Consider the following 16057-nt stretch of genomic DNA (forward strand, 5'->3'; position numbering starts at 1 on the left):
TTATTGTATGTTAATTTATCTATTTTAATTTCTCTAAATTTATGATTTTGTGGGTTGTTTGGTCAAATTCTTTTAGGTGTGCTATTTTTTCTGTTCCTTTGTTGTAATTTTCCGAAACCATTTGCAAGGCATTTTTTACTTGTGCAAAAGCCATTCTTGCTTCTGATTGTTCTTTTTGATAATTTTTGTAATGAACAATGGCAAAAGTGATAGGCAAAAATATTGCCACAACAGCTATTTTTTGAAATAAATTTCGTTTTTTGGAAGTTGGAAATGGCAAAATTGCTGCCGGTTTTCGTTCGTTTGAAGCCTCTTGTAAGTAAGCGAACAAGGGTTTGTAGTCTTGTAATGAGACATCTACGTTTTTTGAATTGAAATAGGCTTGCAATTCTTTTTCTTCCTCTAATGAAGTTTGTCCTTCAAAATAATTGTTTATTAATATTTTAATTCGTTCAGTCATTTTTTTATTGCAAAGTTGTTAATTTTTCTCGAACTGTTTTTCGGGCTCTTGATAAAATTACCCGAATGGTAGCTTCTTTAATGCCTGTAATTTTTTCGATTTCATCAAATTCATATTGCTCAATATCACGAAGTTGCATTACCATTCGTTGTTGTTCGCTGAGCTGATTGATGATGTTTTTTACCTTTTCAAACATATCGTTGGTTTCTACTTGTTTTTGCAAAGATACGTAATTTTCAGTCTCGTATTTTATATGCGTAAGCGACAGATTATCACTGCTTTTTGATTTTAATTTATCGAGGCATAAATTTTTTGTCAGTGTCATTGCGTATGCTTCCAAATTCTGAATTTCATTGATTTTTTGCTGTTGCTGCCAGAGTTTTAGCAAAATTTCTTGTGAGGCATCTTCGGCTTCATCTTTTGAAATGAGCAACCGTTTGGCAAGGCGATATACCTTATCTTGAAAGGGGCGAATACAATCCAAAAACACCTGATGCGTCATAAAAAATCAAATTATTTTTTCAAATATAAGACGAATATATCAAAAAAATGTTACATTTGTGAAAAAAAAAGATAGTATGAAAAGAGGAGTTTTATTCATAATGCTGATTTTTAGTTTGTTATCTTGTGATAAAGATAATAACGACAATCTTGATAAAGAATTGCACGTGCGTGATTTTATCTGGAAAGGATTAAATCATTGGTATCTATGGCAAAAAGATGTCCCTGATTTGGCAGATAGTCGTTTTGCGGTAAGTGTGGCACAAACAAATGTAGACAATACGGCGTATGTAAACTTTTTAAAATCATATGATTCGCCTAAAAAATTGTTTGTTAATTTGTTAAATCAGTATCAAAAAATAGACCGATTTAGTTTCATAACAGAAGATTACACCGAATTGGAGCGAAGTTTTCAAGGGATTTCACTCAGTTCAGGAATGAATTTTGTGTTATCACGTTATGGTTCCGGAGAAGGCGTGCTGGGCGTAGTGCGTTATGTATTACCTAATTCAAGTGCTGAATTACAAGGAGTTAAGCGAGGTGATATTTTTGTTGCCATTGACGGGACGCCTTTAAACATAAATAATTATACAAAACTCTTATTCAATCCCAGTTCGACAATGCGTATGGATATGGCAAGAGCTGAAAGAATTAATGATAAAATAAATATAGTGGAAACCGGCGTTTCTGTAACGGTAACGAAATCCGAAATTACTGAAAATCCGATTTTTATTCATAAAGTCATTACCAAAGGAGAACACAAAATAGGGTATTTGATGTACAACAGTTTTGTAGCCAATTTTGATAAGGCACTCAATGAAGCTTTCGGGGAGTTTAAAAATCAAGGTGTTACTGATTTGGTGTTGGATTTGCGTTACAACGGAGGCGGCAGAATTTCATCGGCGGTTTACCTCGCTTCAATGATTACAGGGCAGTTTGGCGGACAATTATTTGCCAAAGAACGCTGGAACGATAAATTACAACCGATTATCGATAAATCGGGTGCATCACTCTATTTTGCCGATAAAATAGGTGCAACACCGATTAACAGCCTGAATTTAAGCAAAGTTCACATTATTACAACCAACAGAACGGCTTCGGCAAGTGAGTTGGTTATCAATGGATTAAAGGCTTATGTTGATGTGGTGCAAATTGGTGAAACCACCCTCGGCAAAAACGAGGGTTCTATTACTGTTTACGATAGCCGTTCAGGTATTGATAAACAAGGGATTAACCCGAAACACAAGTGGGCGATGCAACCGTTGGTATTGAAAATCGAAAATGCGCGAGGTGAGGGAGATTACACCAGTGGGTTGGTTCCGTCAATAACAATTGCAGAGGATGTTACCAATTTTGGGGTTTTAGGCGAAGAAAGCGAGCCGTTGCTTGCCAAAGCTATTCAAAACATAACCGGATTTTCAGGAAAATCGCTTCCAACCCAAGTCGTAATGCCGGTGCAATATCTTGCTGATTCAAAATCGTTTAATTTAGCTGAAAATCAAATGTATAAATAAGTTTTACTTGACTGAAAATGAACCGATTTTACAGTTTGAAAGTATCAAAAATAGAATCATTAACCGAGCAGTCCGTTAAAATTACGTTTAACCTGCCCGAACAGCTCAAAAATGAGTTTTCTTTTGATGCAGGGCAATACCTAACCTTACAGAAAACCATTCAGAATCAGAAGGTTCGAAGGTCGTATTCGATTTGTTCGGCAACTGACAAATTACGGTTAAGTATTGCCGTAAAAAGAGTGCCTAACGGTATTTTTTCAACCTATCTCACTACTGTTTTAAAAGAAGGTGAGGCACTTGAAGTGATGCCTCCGCAAGGGAAATTTACTTTTGTTCCGGAATTTTTCCAAGTTTTTGATACAAAGAGCATTATGCTTTTTGCCGCAGGAAGCGGTATAACCCCGATGATGAGTATAATCAAAACGGCTTTGGCAAAAACCGCTATTAAAATAGTGCTTGTTTTTGGAAATAAATCAAAAGAAGAAACGCTGTTTTTCAGTGAAATAGAATCATTAAAGGCGATGTATCCTACTCGTTTTCTGGTACATTATGTATTCAGCCAAAAGGCGACGGACGGTAATTTTTTTGGCAGAATAGATGAAAAATTGCTTGAAGATGTGTTGAGTAGATACCAACAACTTGACTTTGAGCGTTATTATCTTTGCGGGCAATCAAAAATGATAATAAATCTCCGTGAAAAGATGCTTATTTTGGGAATATCGACTGATAAAATTGCAACCGAATTTTTTGAGGTAACAGAAAGTAAAAATGATTTTTTACAATCATCGGGTAATGTGCTTGTTACACTTGATTATAACGGCAAGAATCTTGTTTTTGAAGCCGATAAAAAACAAAGTTTGTTGCAAGCTGTTTTAAATCAAGGCATTGAAGTTCCTTATTCGTGTGTGAATGGTGTTTGTAGCAGTTGTATGGCGAAAGTGGTGGAAGGAAAAGTACAAATGGTTAAGAATGAGACACTTGTTCAAAAAGAAATTGATGAAGGTTGGGTGCTTATGTGCCAAGCCTATGCCTTTTCCGATGCGGTTAAAGTTGTTTATTAATATGTACTAATTAAAAAATATAATAAGATGAAACGTATGTTAATTATTCTAACCATAAGTTTATCAGCTTGTGGTTCAAGTGGTTCGGTTAAAAATATGGCGATGAAAGATTATGAGCCAAAGCCGGAAAATATTTTGGTAGATATCAGAACGCCGGAAGAGTTTTCAAGTGGACACGTAAAAGGAGCCGTAAATGTTGATTTTTTTGATGAAAATTTTGTAGCAAATTTTCAAAAACAATTCAAAAAAACAGACGTGATTTACATTCATTGCAAAAGCGGTGGGCGCAGTTCAAAAGCGGTGCAAGCCCTTGAAGAAAAAGGATATAAAAACTTAATTCACTTAGACGGAGGCATCTTGCAATGGTTTGAAGCCGGAAAACCGATTGAGAAATAGTAACTTGTTTAGATTTAATATAAATTAGATTATTCTTTTTATAAAAGCGATTTTTTATTCTGTGAAATAGCCGGAAAAAGTATATCTTTGGGGCAAAATTTTCAATTATGTTTGAATTTGATCAATATTTGGGCTTTTTAGTCTTTTTAGGGATTGCAACCATTGGTTTTTGGTTGATGATTTTCTTGCTGACATTCGTAGTTCCTTACTGGGTTGGGGGCGCCATTTTAGAGCGAATCCAAGAGAAAAGAGCTGCTAAAAAGGCTAAAAAAGAATAAATTTACAAACCGAATAAATATTTTATAGAAATGTGATTATCAGATTTTTGCGGAAGGAATTCTTTCGCGAAAGTCTTTTTGTTGTTTTTTGTTATGTCAAAGCTAATAGAACAAAAGTTAGAAAAAATTCCCATTATCAAAAACATTGTAGCTTTTTTGAAACGTATTTCCTTGTCCCGAAATACCTTTTCGCTCTATGATTTGCTTGAACTTTACATAGTTGGGATTGCCAAAGGAGCGCTGACGTATCGGGCAAGTGCCATTTCGTACAGTTTTTTTATCGCACTATTTCCGTTTTTGTTATTCATTTTAAATTTGATTCCGTATGTGCCGATTGAAGGCTTCCAAACAGATGTTTGGCTCTTTATCAACGATTTACTGCCCCCCGGAACCAATGATTTTTTCTCAGGAATTTTTTTTGACATAGCCGACAAAAAACGAGGAGGCTTGCTTTCGTCCGTGTTTTTCTTATCTATCTTTTTGATGACCAACGGAATAGTAGCTATTTTTGGCGGTTTTGAATTTTCGTATCACGTGAAAATTACTCGAACTTTCATCAAGCAATATCTAATTTCTCTAATGGTAGCTATCATATTGGGATTGTTGATATTAGCCATCGTGTCGATGTTTATTTTCTATGAGGTGTACTTGCTCCCTTACTTTGAAAAGTTAGGAATTCTACACGCGAATGAAATGTTGCTAAAATGGTCAAAAATAGGATTTATTTCCATCATTGCCTTTTTCGGTACATCAATTCTCTTCTTTTTTGGTACGCACGAAGGCAAAAAAAGCAAGTTTTTTTCGGTTGGCTCTATTTTTACGTTGCTTCTTTTTGGGCTAACTACCTATTTATTTGGTATTTACATTGAAAATTTTTCACAATACAATCAACTTTATGGTTCTATTGGGGCATTGTTGATTTTTTTGTTGTATATTTGGCTGAATTCAAATATTCTTTTGTTAGGGTTTGAACTCAATGCAGCACTTTTACGACTAAAAAAATCAAGTTAAATGACTTATTTTGTTGATGTTATATTGCCTCTTCCCATTCGGAAGTTATTTACCTATCAGGTAAATGAAGATGAAGCCCGATTTTTACAACCGGGAATGCGTATTGCCGTACCTTTCGGTAAATCAAATGTTTACACGGCTATGGTGAGTCAAATTCATACCAATCAGCCAACTTACCAGACCAAAGAAATCGAATATATTTTAGACGAAACTCCTGTGATTAGTCCGTTGCAACTGCAACATTGGCAGTGGATTGCTGATTTTTATATGTGTTCACTGGGCGAGGTGTACAAAGCGGCTATGCCTTCCACTTTTTTGCTGGAAAGTGAAACAATGATTGAAATGGATGGTAAAGGATTGGAAATGAGTTTGTTTACTGACGATGAATGGTTGGTTTACGATGCTTTGAATTTCAAAAATGCTTTAACGGGTAGTGAGGTTGAAAAAATCGTAGGGAAGAAAAAAGCGCTGAAAGTGTTGCAAACTTTGGTTGGGAAAAAAGCCATTAAACTTTCGGAGCGAATGTTTGAAAAATATGTCCCGAAGTTGATAAAATATGTGCGTTTAGCTCCTCAGTATCAGTCTGATGATGGTATAAAGAATGCTTTTGATATGCTGGCGCGTGCCGAAAAGCAAAAGCAGCTGGTGGTAGCTTATTTCAACCATTTTAATAAGGAAAAAACACCTTTGTCGGCTGAAAAATTGCTGTCGCAAGCCAATACTTCGGCGAGTGTGCTGAAATCAGTGGTAGAAAAAGGTATTTTCGAGGAATATTTCATTCAAAAAGACCGTGTCAGTTTTGCCGGCGATGCACTAACTTTTAATGGATTGACCCAACCACAGCAAGAAGCCCTCCTGCAAATTCAACAGCAATTTCAGGAAAATCAAGTAGTTTTGTTTCAGGGGGTTACGGCATCAGGGAAGACCGAAATTTATATGCAACTTATTGAGCAAGTGCTTAAATCGGGCAAGCAGGTGCTTTATTTGCTTCCTGAAATCGGGCTTACCGTACATCTAATCAATCGGTTGAAGAAATATTTTGGTGATAACCTCGGGGTATACCATTCAAAATATAGTTTGGATGAACGCACGGAACTTTGGAATAATGTTCTGGCAAGCAGTACTAAGAATCAATTAGTTGTAGGGACCCGTTCATCGGTTTTTCTCCCTTTTTCTGATTTGGGATTGGTTATTGTTGATGAAGAACACGACCCTTCATACCGTCAGTATGACCCTGCGCCGCGTTTTCAGGCGCGTGATGCGGCTATCGTTCTGGCTAAATTGCATCAAGCCAATGTGTTACTGGGTTCGGCAACGCCTTCACTTGAAAGCCTCCATAATGCACACCGAAAAAAATATGGTTATGTGCATCTTTCAAAACGTTTCGGAGATTTCTGCCCTCCTGAAATAGCGCTTATTGATTTGAAAGACAAACGTTTTAGAAAACAGATGAGCGGGCATTTTTCCGATGTGCTTATTACTGAAATCGAAGCGACTTTAAGGCAAGGTAGTCAGGTTATTTTATTTCAAAATCAGCGTGGCTATGCTCCTGTGGTTTTGTGCGAATCTTGCGGTACGGTTCCGCAATGTCCGCAATGTGATGTGAGCCTCACCTACCATCAGGGGCGCAATCAATTGCGTTGTCATTACTGTGGTTATGCCATAGCGATGCCCCAAACTTGCTCAGCTTGCGGTAGTTCACACCTGACCACGAAAGGTTTTGGAACGGAGCAGCTAACCAATGAATTAACGATGCTTTTCCCCGATGCTGCTATTGACCGAATGGACCAGGACACCACCGCCGGAAAGTATGGCTATGAAAAAATTCTTTCAAAATTTGAACAACAACAAACGCAAATTTTGGTTGGGACACAAATGATTAGCAAAGGATTGGACTTTGAGAATGTCGGTCTGGTAGGCGTGATGAACGCCGATTCGCTGATTCATTTTCCGGATTTTCGCGCACACGAACGTAGTTTTCAGCTCCTGATGCAACTATCGGGCAGGGCTGGGCGCAGCGCTAAACAGGGTAAAGTACTCATTCAGACCTATAATCCCAAACATCCCGTGGTGCAACAAGTGCTTCACAATAATTTCAAACAAATGTTCCAGACGCAACTAACCGAACGACAGGTGTTTTTGTATCCGCCGTTTGTGCGTTTGCTGAAAATAACCCTGAAACATCCTGATTTTAACAAAGTAAACGAAGGGGCGGCGTGGTTTGCCGATGTGTTGCGACAGCATTTTGGCTCGCAGAATGGTTTGGAAGTGTTAGGACCTGAGTTCCCGTTGGTTTCACGTATCCGAAATGAGTATATCAAGGATATTTTGGTGAAAATATCACCCGAAGTTTCGGTTGAAAAGGTTAAAAAACACGTATTGCGCACCGAAATAACCTTTCAAGCGGTACCCAATTTTAGAGCTATTCGTCTTATTTTTATGGTGGAATAACAAAAATATCCGTACGAGCAAGTGCAACATTTTGTTGCGCTTTTTTTGTTTCCGTTCGTTTGGCTTTTTGACGTATAAAAGTATTAATGAGATGATTTGGAGTATATAGATAACTCTATATAATTTGTTTTTTTATTTCTGTTCTTTTGTCTTGAAACAAAAGAATCAAAAATTCAAGACTTTGGATACTACGCTAAAAATCAATTTTATTTCGCTGAAAATCTCCGAACTTGCTCCCTGCGGTCGCTTCGAACAGCGGATATTTTCTACGCTTCATTCATTGATTTTTTTAACGACACATACTCCGCAGTGCGGACTTTGTCTCCAAGGTCGAAAATCACTCTTGAAAATAGTAGCAATTTAAAATGAGTTAGTTATATCACCAACCATCATTAGCATCAAAAATACCAAACGACGGGTCTTCGGCATTAAAAAAACTTCAAGAGCGATGACCCTTGAAGTTTTTTTGGTTTTTGGTTTGAATGGAAAATCCTTTTAAAAGAATATCATAAAGATAAGCATCGTTACACCGCAGATAATCAGTGGTCCTACAACCCCCGCTATTAGTCCGATGTACCTAAAATCTTTCTGTTGCAGGTAATTGGTACTGTAAACAATGGCGTTGGGGGGCGTTGAGATGGGTAAAAACAAGGCGGTGGAAGCACTCAAACCGATAACCACCGGCAAAACAATCGGGTGTTGGTGCGCCAAAATCGCTGCAATGGGTATGAGAATCGTTGCCGTAGCCGTATTACTCATTACGTTGGACATCAGTACCGTTAAGAAGGCAAAAACGAAGACCAACACGTAAAAATTCAAGTTTACCTGCTGCAATTTATCAACATAATGCTGCGCCAAGCCCGTTTCTTTGATAGCCATCCCCAGCGCCAAACCACCGGCAACGAGCATCAGCGTGTCCCAAGGCAATTTACGCACATCGTGTCCGTTGATGATACCCAACATCGTGAAAAGCATAATTGGGAGGAATGAAACAATTGAAGCGGGAATGTTATGTACCTTTTCGGTAAGCCACAGCAACAGCGTGAGGCACAGAATGATAAGCACAACGTTCTTTTTCATCTTTAAAATGGAGGGACTCTCCTTTTTTTCCTCCTCGGTGAGTTCTTCATCCAATTGAATATGTATCGGCGTGTTTGATTTGATGTATTTTACCTTTAATAAGTACCACGCAATCAGGGTTAAAAGAATCGAAACGGGTATGCCCACGTACATCCATTCAAGAAATCCGATACCTTTGTTGGAAAGTGCATCAACGGCAATGGCGTTGGGGGGCGAACCGATAAGCGTTCCCATACCGCCAAAGGAAGCCGCCGCCGCAATACCGATAAGCAAGGCTTTGCTCAACGTTGAATCCTTCGGGAGGGTTTGCAAAAAGGCAGCAACCGATGCCACCATCATCGCGGTGGTTGCTGTGTTGGACATAATCATCGAAAAGGTTGCCGTGGTGAGCATCAGCCCTAAAAGGATTCGGTCGGGGGTTTTCCCGAAGCGCGAAATGGACATCTTGAACACCACCCTGTCCAAATGGGTTTTCTGCATCGCATAAGCGATGAAGAAACCGCCCAACATCAGCCAGATAACACTGTTCGACCAGGTGTTTACGTACTCCTGATAGTACGATTTGGCGTTTTCGGGGTCTAATTCGGAGTAATAACTGTTGGTGGCAAAGATAAGAAAACCGAAAATAAAAAGCCCCGTGGCAAAAGGCGGGATTGCTTCGGTTACCCATAGCCCAATAGCCAAGAAAAGAATGAAAAGCACATAGAGTTGCGCCCGATTAAGCTCTGGCTCATACAGCCAGTACGTCAGCCCGAATGCCAAAATGGCACTGAGCAAAAAGTAGATAATCCTGCGCTGGATGTCAACCACTTTTTGAATGCGCGACAAGATTTGCATCGAGTAATGTCTTGAATCTGCCATAGTATATATGATATAAGTTGGTTACGAATTTTGGTCAAAAATACGAATAAAAAAGATAAAAAACAATTTTTATACGAAAGAAATATTTTTTTTGAAAATTACCTCATTTAGGCAGTTTAAAAGTGAGGATAAGTATTTTATTTAGTTAGAAATAAACCCGATACAGGTGCTGAAAATCATCTTAAAAGCCATTCATAACATCAATCTTTGTCAAATTTCCAAAATTTTGATAATGATATAGACCGTAATCATTCTTCAAATTACCTCAAACCATTTTTAAACTATTTCAAACAACCTTCAAACCACCTCAAACATTCTTTAAACTATTTCAAACACTTTTCAGATGGCCTTGGAGATGATTTGTTATATTAATCTTTGTCAAAGTTCCAAAATTTTGACAAAGATACAGACCGTAATCGTTCTTCAAACCACCTCAAACATTCTTCAAACTATATCAAATAATTTTCAAACCATTTCAAACACTTTTCGGATGACCTCATAGGTGGTTCAGATGACTTCAGAGGAGGTTCGTTGTATTAATCTTTGTCAAAGTTCTAAAACTTTGACAAAGAGACAGACCGTAATGATTCTTTAAACCACCTCAAACATTCTTCAAACTATATCAAATAATCTTCAAACTATTTCAAACACTTTTCAGATAGCCTTGGAGATGATTTGTTATATTAATCTTTGTCAAAGTTCCAAAACTTTGACAAAGAGACAGACCGTAATGATTATTTAAACCATTTTAAATACTTTTCGGATGGCTTCGAAGGTAGTTCGTTTTATTAATCTTTGTCAAAGTTCCAAAACTTTGCCAAAGATACAAACTGTAATAATCCTTCAAATCATTTTAATCATTTTTTCAAACTATCTCAAACAACCTCCAAACTATCTTAAAAATCATCGGAATCATTAATCAGACCCCAAAAAATACGGATTGAACAAAATAGCGTTCAATCCGTATTTTTTGACATATGTGTGTGATGGTTAGTCTACTTAAAACCTCTTGCTTTTAGCATCGGTTCGATGGAAGGTTGTTTTCCTCTGAAATCCAGATACATTTTTTCATAATCAAGGGTGTTTCCGCGCGAGAGAATCATATCACGGAAACGTTGCCCGTTGGCGCGGGTGAGTCCTCCATTTTCTAAAAACCAAGTGTAAGCATCGTGATGAAGCATTTCCGTCCATTGGTAGGAATAATAACCGGCTCCGTAACCTCCGCCAAAGATGTGGGCAAAGTAGGAAGAACGGTAACGCGGCGGCACTTGGTCTAGATAAAGCCCCGTTTTTTTAAGGGCTTCGTTTTCAAAGGCTGTAACATCATCAATGGGGGTATCGGCGGTGATGGTGTGCCATTGCAAATCCAAATTTGCGGCTGCCAGCACCTCGGTAAAGGCATAGCCTTCGTTGAAAGTACTTGCGTTTTTGATTTTATCAATCAAGGCTTGCGGAATAACCTCTTTGGTTTGATAATGAAGGGCATAATTGGTTAAAATGTCGGGATACAGCGCCCAATTTTCATAAAATTGCGAAGGCAGTTCCACGAAATCACGGGCTACGGCTGTTCCGGAAAGCGAGCTATATTGTTGGTCGGCAAAGAAACCGTGCAGGGCGTGCCCGAACTCGTGGAAAAGGGTTGTCAGTTCGTCATACGACAGCAATGCAGGCGCTCCGTCGGCAGGTTTTGCATAGTTACAAACATTGTAAATAACCGGTTTTTTACCCGAAAGTTTGGATTGACTCACGAAATTGCCCATCCAAGCACCGCCTCTTTTACTTTCACGAGCGAAAAAGTCGCCGTAGAACAAGCCCAGCTGTGAGCCGTCTTCCTCAAAGAGTTCGTAAACCAATACATCGGGGTGATAGGTAGGGATATCGTTTCGTTGTTTAAACGTAATACCGAAAAGTTTCTCGGCAGCATAGAAAACACCCTTTTCCAGTGCGGTTTTAAGTTCAAAATAAGGTTTTATTTCATTTTCATCTAAGTTGTACTTGGCTTTACGCACTTGTTCGGCATAGAACGTCCAGTCGTAAGGTTCTAATGTGAATTTTTCACCCGTGGCATTGATTTGGGCTTGAATTTCTTTGGCTTCGCTTTGGGCTTTACCAACGGAAGCAGGCACTAAATCTTTGAAAAACTTGTAAATATTCTCAGGGGTTTTCGCCATTGTTTGTTGCAATGACCATTCAGCATAGTTTTTGAAACCGAGCAGGTTGGCTTTCTTGGCGCGAAGCATTGCAATCTTTTTGACGATGTCGTTGGTGTTGTGCTTACCACCGTCGGTACGCTTCCACGCTGTTTCAAAAATCTGCTTACGGGTTTGTCGGTTTTTCAAATCAACAAGCAAGGGTTGTTGGGTGGTGTTCAGCACGGGTACTTTCCATTTTCCGTCGTTGGCAAGGGATTTACGGGTTTCGGGTGAAAGTCCGTCAAGACTTTTTTCATCGGTAAAGGTCTGTGCCGCAGCCAAATTACCGTCTTGCAGGGTTTGGTTAAAGTCGGTTTGCAACGAAGCCAGCTCGGCATTGTATCCTTTTAAGATTTCTTTGTTTTCGGCGGAAAGATTAGCGCCGGCGATAACAAATTTTTCGTAATAATATTCCAGCAGTTTGTGTGATTCGGCGTCCAATTGCAGGGTTTCACGTTTGTCATAGAGTGCTTTAATACGTGAAAAAAGTTTGTCATTTAGATAAATAGCATCGGAATGTGCCGCAAACTTGGGCGATAGCTCTTTTTGGATATTTTTAATGGTGTCATTGGTGTGGGCGCTTGCCAGAGCCGAAAAAACACTGATGGCACGTTCAAATTCATCGTCGCTTTGTTCTAAGGCGATGATGGTATTATCAAAAGTAGGGTTTTGCGTGTTTTCGGCGATGTTTTTAACGCGTTCGGCTTGCAATTCCATACCTTTAAGAAGGGCAGGACGAAAATGTTCATCTTTGATTTTTGAAAAATCAGGCGCAGCGTACGCCAGTGTACTTTCGGTAAGTAACGGATTCTCTTCCATAGTGTTATTTTGTTTAGTTTTTGTAGGTTCGTTGCAGCTCACCAAGGCAAAAACCAAGGCGGCAGGCAGTAGTGCATAAGAATGTTTCATAAAATTGAAGTTTAACTATTTTTTAGAAAGAAACAAAAGTATGAAATAAAAATCAATTGGCAATGCAATGTGCTGTAAAAGTTGTCGATAATCTATTTTTTGGGTTTATTGTTTTGGGGTTTGCCGAAAATGCCTTACTTTTGTGTGATTTTAACCAATACATTAATATAAACCAGTTTTCAGATGAAAAAAATAACATTTTTTCTTGCCTTTGGGGCATTTTTTTGGGCTTCGGCACAAGATAATTTAATCAAAGCGGTGGAAGGGAACCAGAGCCAAAAGGCAGGTTTTACCTTTACGCCCGTTATTAACCTTGAACGAATGGAGGTGAAAGACCAAGGCAGTAGCGGCACTTGTTGGAGCTACGCCGGCGCTTCGTTTTTGGAGAGTGAAATGGTGCGAATGGGTAAAAAGCCGGTGGATTTAGCCGAAATTTTTACCGCGCGAAATACGTACATTGAAAAAGCGAAACAATACGTGCGTTTCCACGGTAATCTGGACTATGGCGACGGTGGTGAATTGCACGATATTATTAATATGTATGCTAAATACGGTGCTGTACCGCAGTATGTTTATTCGGGATTGCATTACGGAACGTCGCGTAATGATTTTTCAGAGATGCAAGCCGTATTGAAAGGTTTTCTGGAAGGTTTGGTAAAGCGCCCCAACGTTAAAAAATTAACGCCCAATTGGGAAAAAGCTTTTACGGCAGCCATCGATGCCTATTTGGGTGATGTGCCTGAAACGTTTTTGTTTGGCAATAAGAAATATACGGCGCAAACATTTGCCAAAGAAGTGGTAGGTATCAATCCGAAGGATTATGTTGAGATGCTTTCGTATGAAGACCAACCCAAATACCAAAACGTGCTGATGGCAGTGCCTGACAATTGGAGTTTTGACCAAGCCTATAACGTTCAAATGACTGATTTTGTTAAAGTTATTGATAATGCTTTGCAAAAAGGATTTACCGTAGCTTGGGCATCAGATGTAAGTGAGAAATATTTCAGTTGGAAAAACGGTGTGGCTTTCGTACCCGAAAAAGATTGGAACGAAATGACACTCCAAGAGCAAAAAACCTTGTTTGACAATCCGCCAACACAAGAAAGAACTATTACAACCCAGATGCGCCAAAAGGCTTTTGACAATTATGAAACCACTGACGACCACGCGATGCACATCGTGGGGCTTGCCAAAGACCAAAACGGACGTGAGTACTACATCGTGAAAAATTCGTGGGGCGTAAACAACGACCATCAAGGCTATTTGTACGTAACAAAAGCGTTTGTAACTTACAAAACCACCGCAATAATGCTCCATAAAGACGGTGTTCCGAAAGAAATCCTAAAAAATTGGAGTAAGTAATTGCCGCAAACTTTGATGAGCTAAATTCACTACAATTTTGATGTTTAAACGACAGTCGAAATAATTAAAAACAAAAAATAGCCATAACAAATATGGCTATTTTTTGTTTGAAAAAAGTAATTCTTAATTTTCGTCGTGTAAAAATTTCTTTTTAGCGGTAAGCTCATTTTCACTTTCTTGATGGTTTTCATCCGGAATGCAACAATCCACCGGACAAACAGCAGCGCACTGTGGTTCTTCGTGAAAACCAATGCATTCGGTGCATTTATCCGTTACGATGAAGTAATAATCATCACTCACGGGTTCTTGCACTTCGTCGGCATTAACCTGCTTTCCGTTGGGCAGTACCACTGTTCCTTTCAAGGCTGTCCCGTCACTGTATCGCCAATCATCAGCGCCTTCATAGATGGCATTGTTTGGACATTCAGGTTCACAAGCACCGCAATTTATACAATCATCTGTAATTACTATCGCCATAAAATTCGCTTCTTTAAAAAATCATATTTTGAATTAGGGTGCAAAGATACATTTTTTTACACAAAAGAGAACTTTGATGTGAGTGAAAATTAAATTTAGAATGATTATAACTCTCGATTTGTATCCCAATTTTCCAAATATTCGGCTACACGTTGCACAAACATTCCGCCCAAAGCACCATTTACGACGCGGTGGTCGTAACTGTGCGAGAGCATCATTTTGTAGCGAATACCGATAAGGTCGCCTTCGGGTGTTTCAATCACGGCAGGCACTTTGCGAATAGCTCCGATGGCTAAAATACCCACTTGCGGTTGATTTATAATCGGTGTGCCGAACACATTTCCAAACGAACCGATGTTGGTCACGGTGTAGGTACCGTCTTTAATTTCATCGGGTTTGAGGGCGTTGGTTCTGGCTCGTTTAGCCAAATCATTTACGGTTTTTGCCATTCCGCGCAGGCTGAGTCGGTCGGCGTTTTTAATCACCGGAACAATCAAATTGCCGTCGGGTAGGGCAGTGGCCATCCCTATGTTGATGTTTTTCTTTTTGATTATGGTTGTGCCTTCAAGTGAAATATTCATCATCGGGAAGTCAATCAAGGCTTTGGCAACGGCTTCCATAAAAATGGGTGTGAACGTAAATTTTTCGCCTTCACGGGTTTCAAAACTTTTTTTGACTTTGTTGCGCCAGTTCCAGATTCGGGTTACATCAACTTCGGTAAAGCTCTGAACGTGAGGTGAAGTGTGTTTACTTTGCACCATATGTTCAGCGATGAGCTTGCCCATTCGCGACATTTCAACGCGTTGGTCTCCGTTTTCGGAAACGGTGTTTTTCGTTTCAGAAAACGTTTCGTGTTGAAAAGCAGCAGATTGAATGTTTCTGGTTTTCAGATAATTGAGTATGTCTTGTTTGGTAACTCGGTTTTCGACACCGGTTCCTGTGATTTGTTCGAGTTCTTTTGCCGAAATACCTTCCTGCTTGGCGATATTTTTCACAAGCGGCGAGTAAAAGCGTTTTCCGTCAGAAAAATTATCAGGAACGGAACATTCCGCCAGAGTAGTATTTTTGATTTCAATTATTTCTTTTTCAATACGTTCGGCTGTATCACTTTCGGTAACTTCTTCAATGTCATTGGTTTCGATGATAGCCATAATTTCGCCTACTTTCACGACTTGCTCCGGCTGAACCCGAATTTCGGCAATCACGCCTGAAACTTCCGAAACGATTTCAGTGTCTACCTTATCCGTGGCTACTTCAACGATACCTTCCTCAGCCTGAATCGTTTCGCCAATTTGTTTTAACCAATTTGTAACGGTTGCCTCTGCAACACTTTCGCCCATTGCGGGCAGTTTTAATTCGTATTTAGCCATTTTTTTGTCTGATAATTTAAGATTTTGAGCGATGCCAAATCCAAGTTGATGTCAATAAGAAATACGCCAAAGGTAAGAAAAAAACAAGGAAAAATCCTTTTTTTTAGCCAAAAAAAGGATTTTAATTTTTTTTA

General features: G+C 39.1%; 13 protein-coding genes. 7 read left to right on the forward strand and 6 right to left on the reverse strand.

Translation table 11 applies throughout. The features are described from left to right. Positions 1-19: 19 nt before the first annotated feature. Both Q4D72_RS05255 and Q4D72_RS05260 read right to left on the reverse strand, forming a co-directional pair. Positions 20-460, reverse strand: a complete 441-nt coding sequence (locus Q4D72_RS05255; RefSeq protein ID WP_303076533.1) for a hypothetical protein — start codon at positions 458-460, stop codon at positions 20-22. Positions 461-464: 4 nt separating this feature from the next. Then, the gene (locus Q4D72_RS05260) at positions 465-962 is read right to left on the reverse strand and encodes an RNA polymerase sigma factor (protein WP_303076534.1); all 498 of its coding nucleotides are present in this window, start codon (positions 960-962) and stop codon (positions 465-467) included. 76 nt (positions 963-1038) lie between these two features. Between Q4D72_RS05260 and Q4D72_RS05265 the strand changes: the two genes are divergently transcribed. From Q4D72_RS05265 to priA, 6 genes are all read left to right on the forward strand, one after another. Then, the gene (locus Q4D72_RS05265) at positions 1039-2475 is read left to right on the forward strand and encodes a S41 family peptidase (RefSeq protein ID WP_303076535.1); all 1437 of its coding nucleotides are present in this window, start codon (positions 1039-1041) and stop codon (positions 2473-2475) included. A 17-nt stretch (positions 2476-2492) separates the two neighbouring features. Beyond that, the gene (locus Q4D72_RS05270) at positions 2493-3536 is read left to right on the forward strand and encodes a 2Fe-2S iron-sulfur cluster-binding protein (protein ID WP_303076536.1); all 1044 of its coding nucleotides are present in this window, start codon (positions 2493-2495) and stop codon (positions 3534-3536) included. Positions 3537-3563: 27 nt separating this feature from the next. Beyond that, positions 3564-3932 (forward strand): rhodanese-like domain-containing protein, encoded by a 369-nt coding sequence (locus Q4D72_RS05275; RefSeq protein ID WP_303076537.1) that lies wholly within the window; start codon positions 3564-3566, stop codon positions 3930-3932. A gap of 107 nt (positions 3933-4039) precedes the next feature. Then, positions 4040-4210, forward strand: coding sequence for a hypothetical protein (locus tag Q4D72_RS05280; RefSeq protein ID WP_303076538.1), 171 nt, complete (start codon positions 4040-4042; stop codon positions 4208-4210). Between the two features lie 93 nt (positions 4211-4303). Continuing rightward, positions 4304-5221: a YihY/virulence factor BrkB family protein gene (locus Q4D72_RS05285; RefSeq protein WP_303076539.1), complete on the forward strand. Its 918-nt coding sequence runs from the start codon at positions 4304-4306 to the stop codon at positions 5219-5221. Beyond that, a complete protein-coding gene (priA, locus tag Q4D72_RS05290) occupies positions 5222-7672 on the forward strand; it encodes a primosomal protein N' (RefSeq protein WP_303076541.1) in 2451 nt (816 codons plus the stop codon). It begins immediately after the preceding gene. Positions 7673-8167: 495 nt separating this feature from the next. Here priA and Q4D72_RS05295 read toward each other — a convergent pair whose 3' ends face one another. Together Q4D72_RS05295 and Q4D72_RS05300 are read right to left on the reverse strand one after the other, a co-directional pair. Next, a complete protein-coding gene (locus Q4D72_RS05295) occupies positions 8168-9613 on the reverse strand; it encodes a DASS family sodium-coupled anion symporter (protein ID WP_303076542.1) in 1446 nt (481 codons plus the stop codon). 995 nt (positions 9614-10608) lie between these two features. After that, the gene (locus Q4D72_RS05300) at positions 10609-12714 is read right to left on the reverse strand and encodes a M3 family metallopeptidase (protein WP_303076543.1); all 2106 of its coding nucleotides are present in this window, start codon (positions 12712-12714) and stop codon (positions 10609-10611) included. Between the two features lie 183 nt (positions 12715-12897). Between Q4D72_RS05300 and Q4D72_RS05305 the strand changes: the two genes are divergently transcribed. Continuing rightward, the gene (locus tag Q4D72_RS05305; protein ID WP_303076544.1) at positions 12898-14076 is read left to right on the forward strand and encodes an aminopeptidase C; all 1179 of its coding nucleotides are present in this window, start codon (positions 12898-12900) and stop codon (positions 14074-14076) included. Between the two features lie 123 nt (positions 14077-14199). Here the strand turns inward: Q4D72_RS05305 and Q4D72_RS05310 are convergent, their stop codons facing one another. Both Q4D72_RS05310 and Q4D72_RS05315 read right to left on the reverse strand, forming a co-directional pair. Then, complete coding sequence (locus Q4D72_RS05310; RefSeq protein WP_303076545.1) at positions 14200-14553, reverse strand: 4Fe-4S binding protein; 354 nt, start codon at positions 14551-14553, stop codon at positions 14200-14202. Between the two features lie 104 nt (positions 14554-14657). Continuing rightward, the gene (locus Q4D72_RS05315; RefSeq protein ID WP_303076546.1) at positions 14658-15923 is read right to left on the reverse strand and encodes a dihydrolipoamide acetyltransferase family protein; all 1266 of its coding nucleotides are present in this window, start codon (positions 15921-15923) and stop codon (positions 14658-14660) included. Between the last annotated feature and the right edge of the window lie 134 nt (positions 15924-16057).

This window comes from Capnocytophaga sp., assembly GCF_030532915.1.
Classification (GTDB): Bacteria; Bacteroidota; Bacteroidia; order Flavobacteriales; family Flavobacteriaceae; genus Capnocytophaga.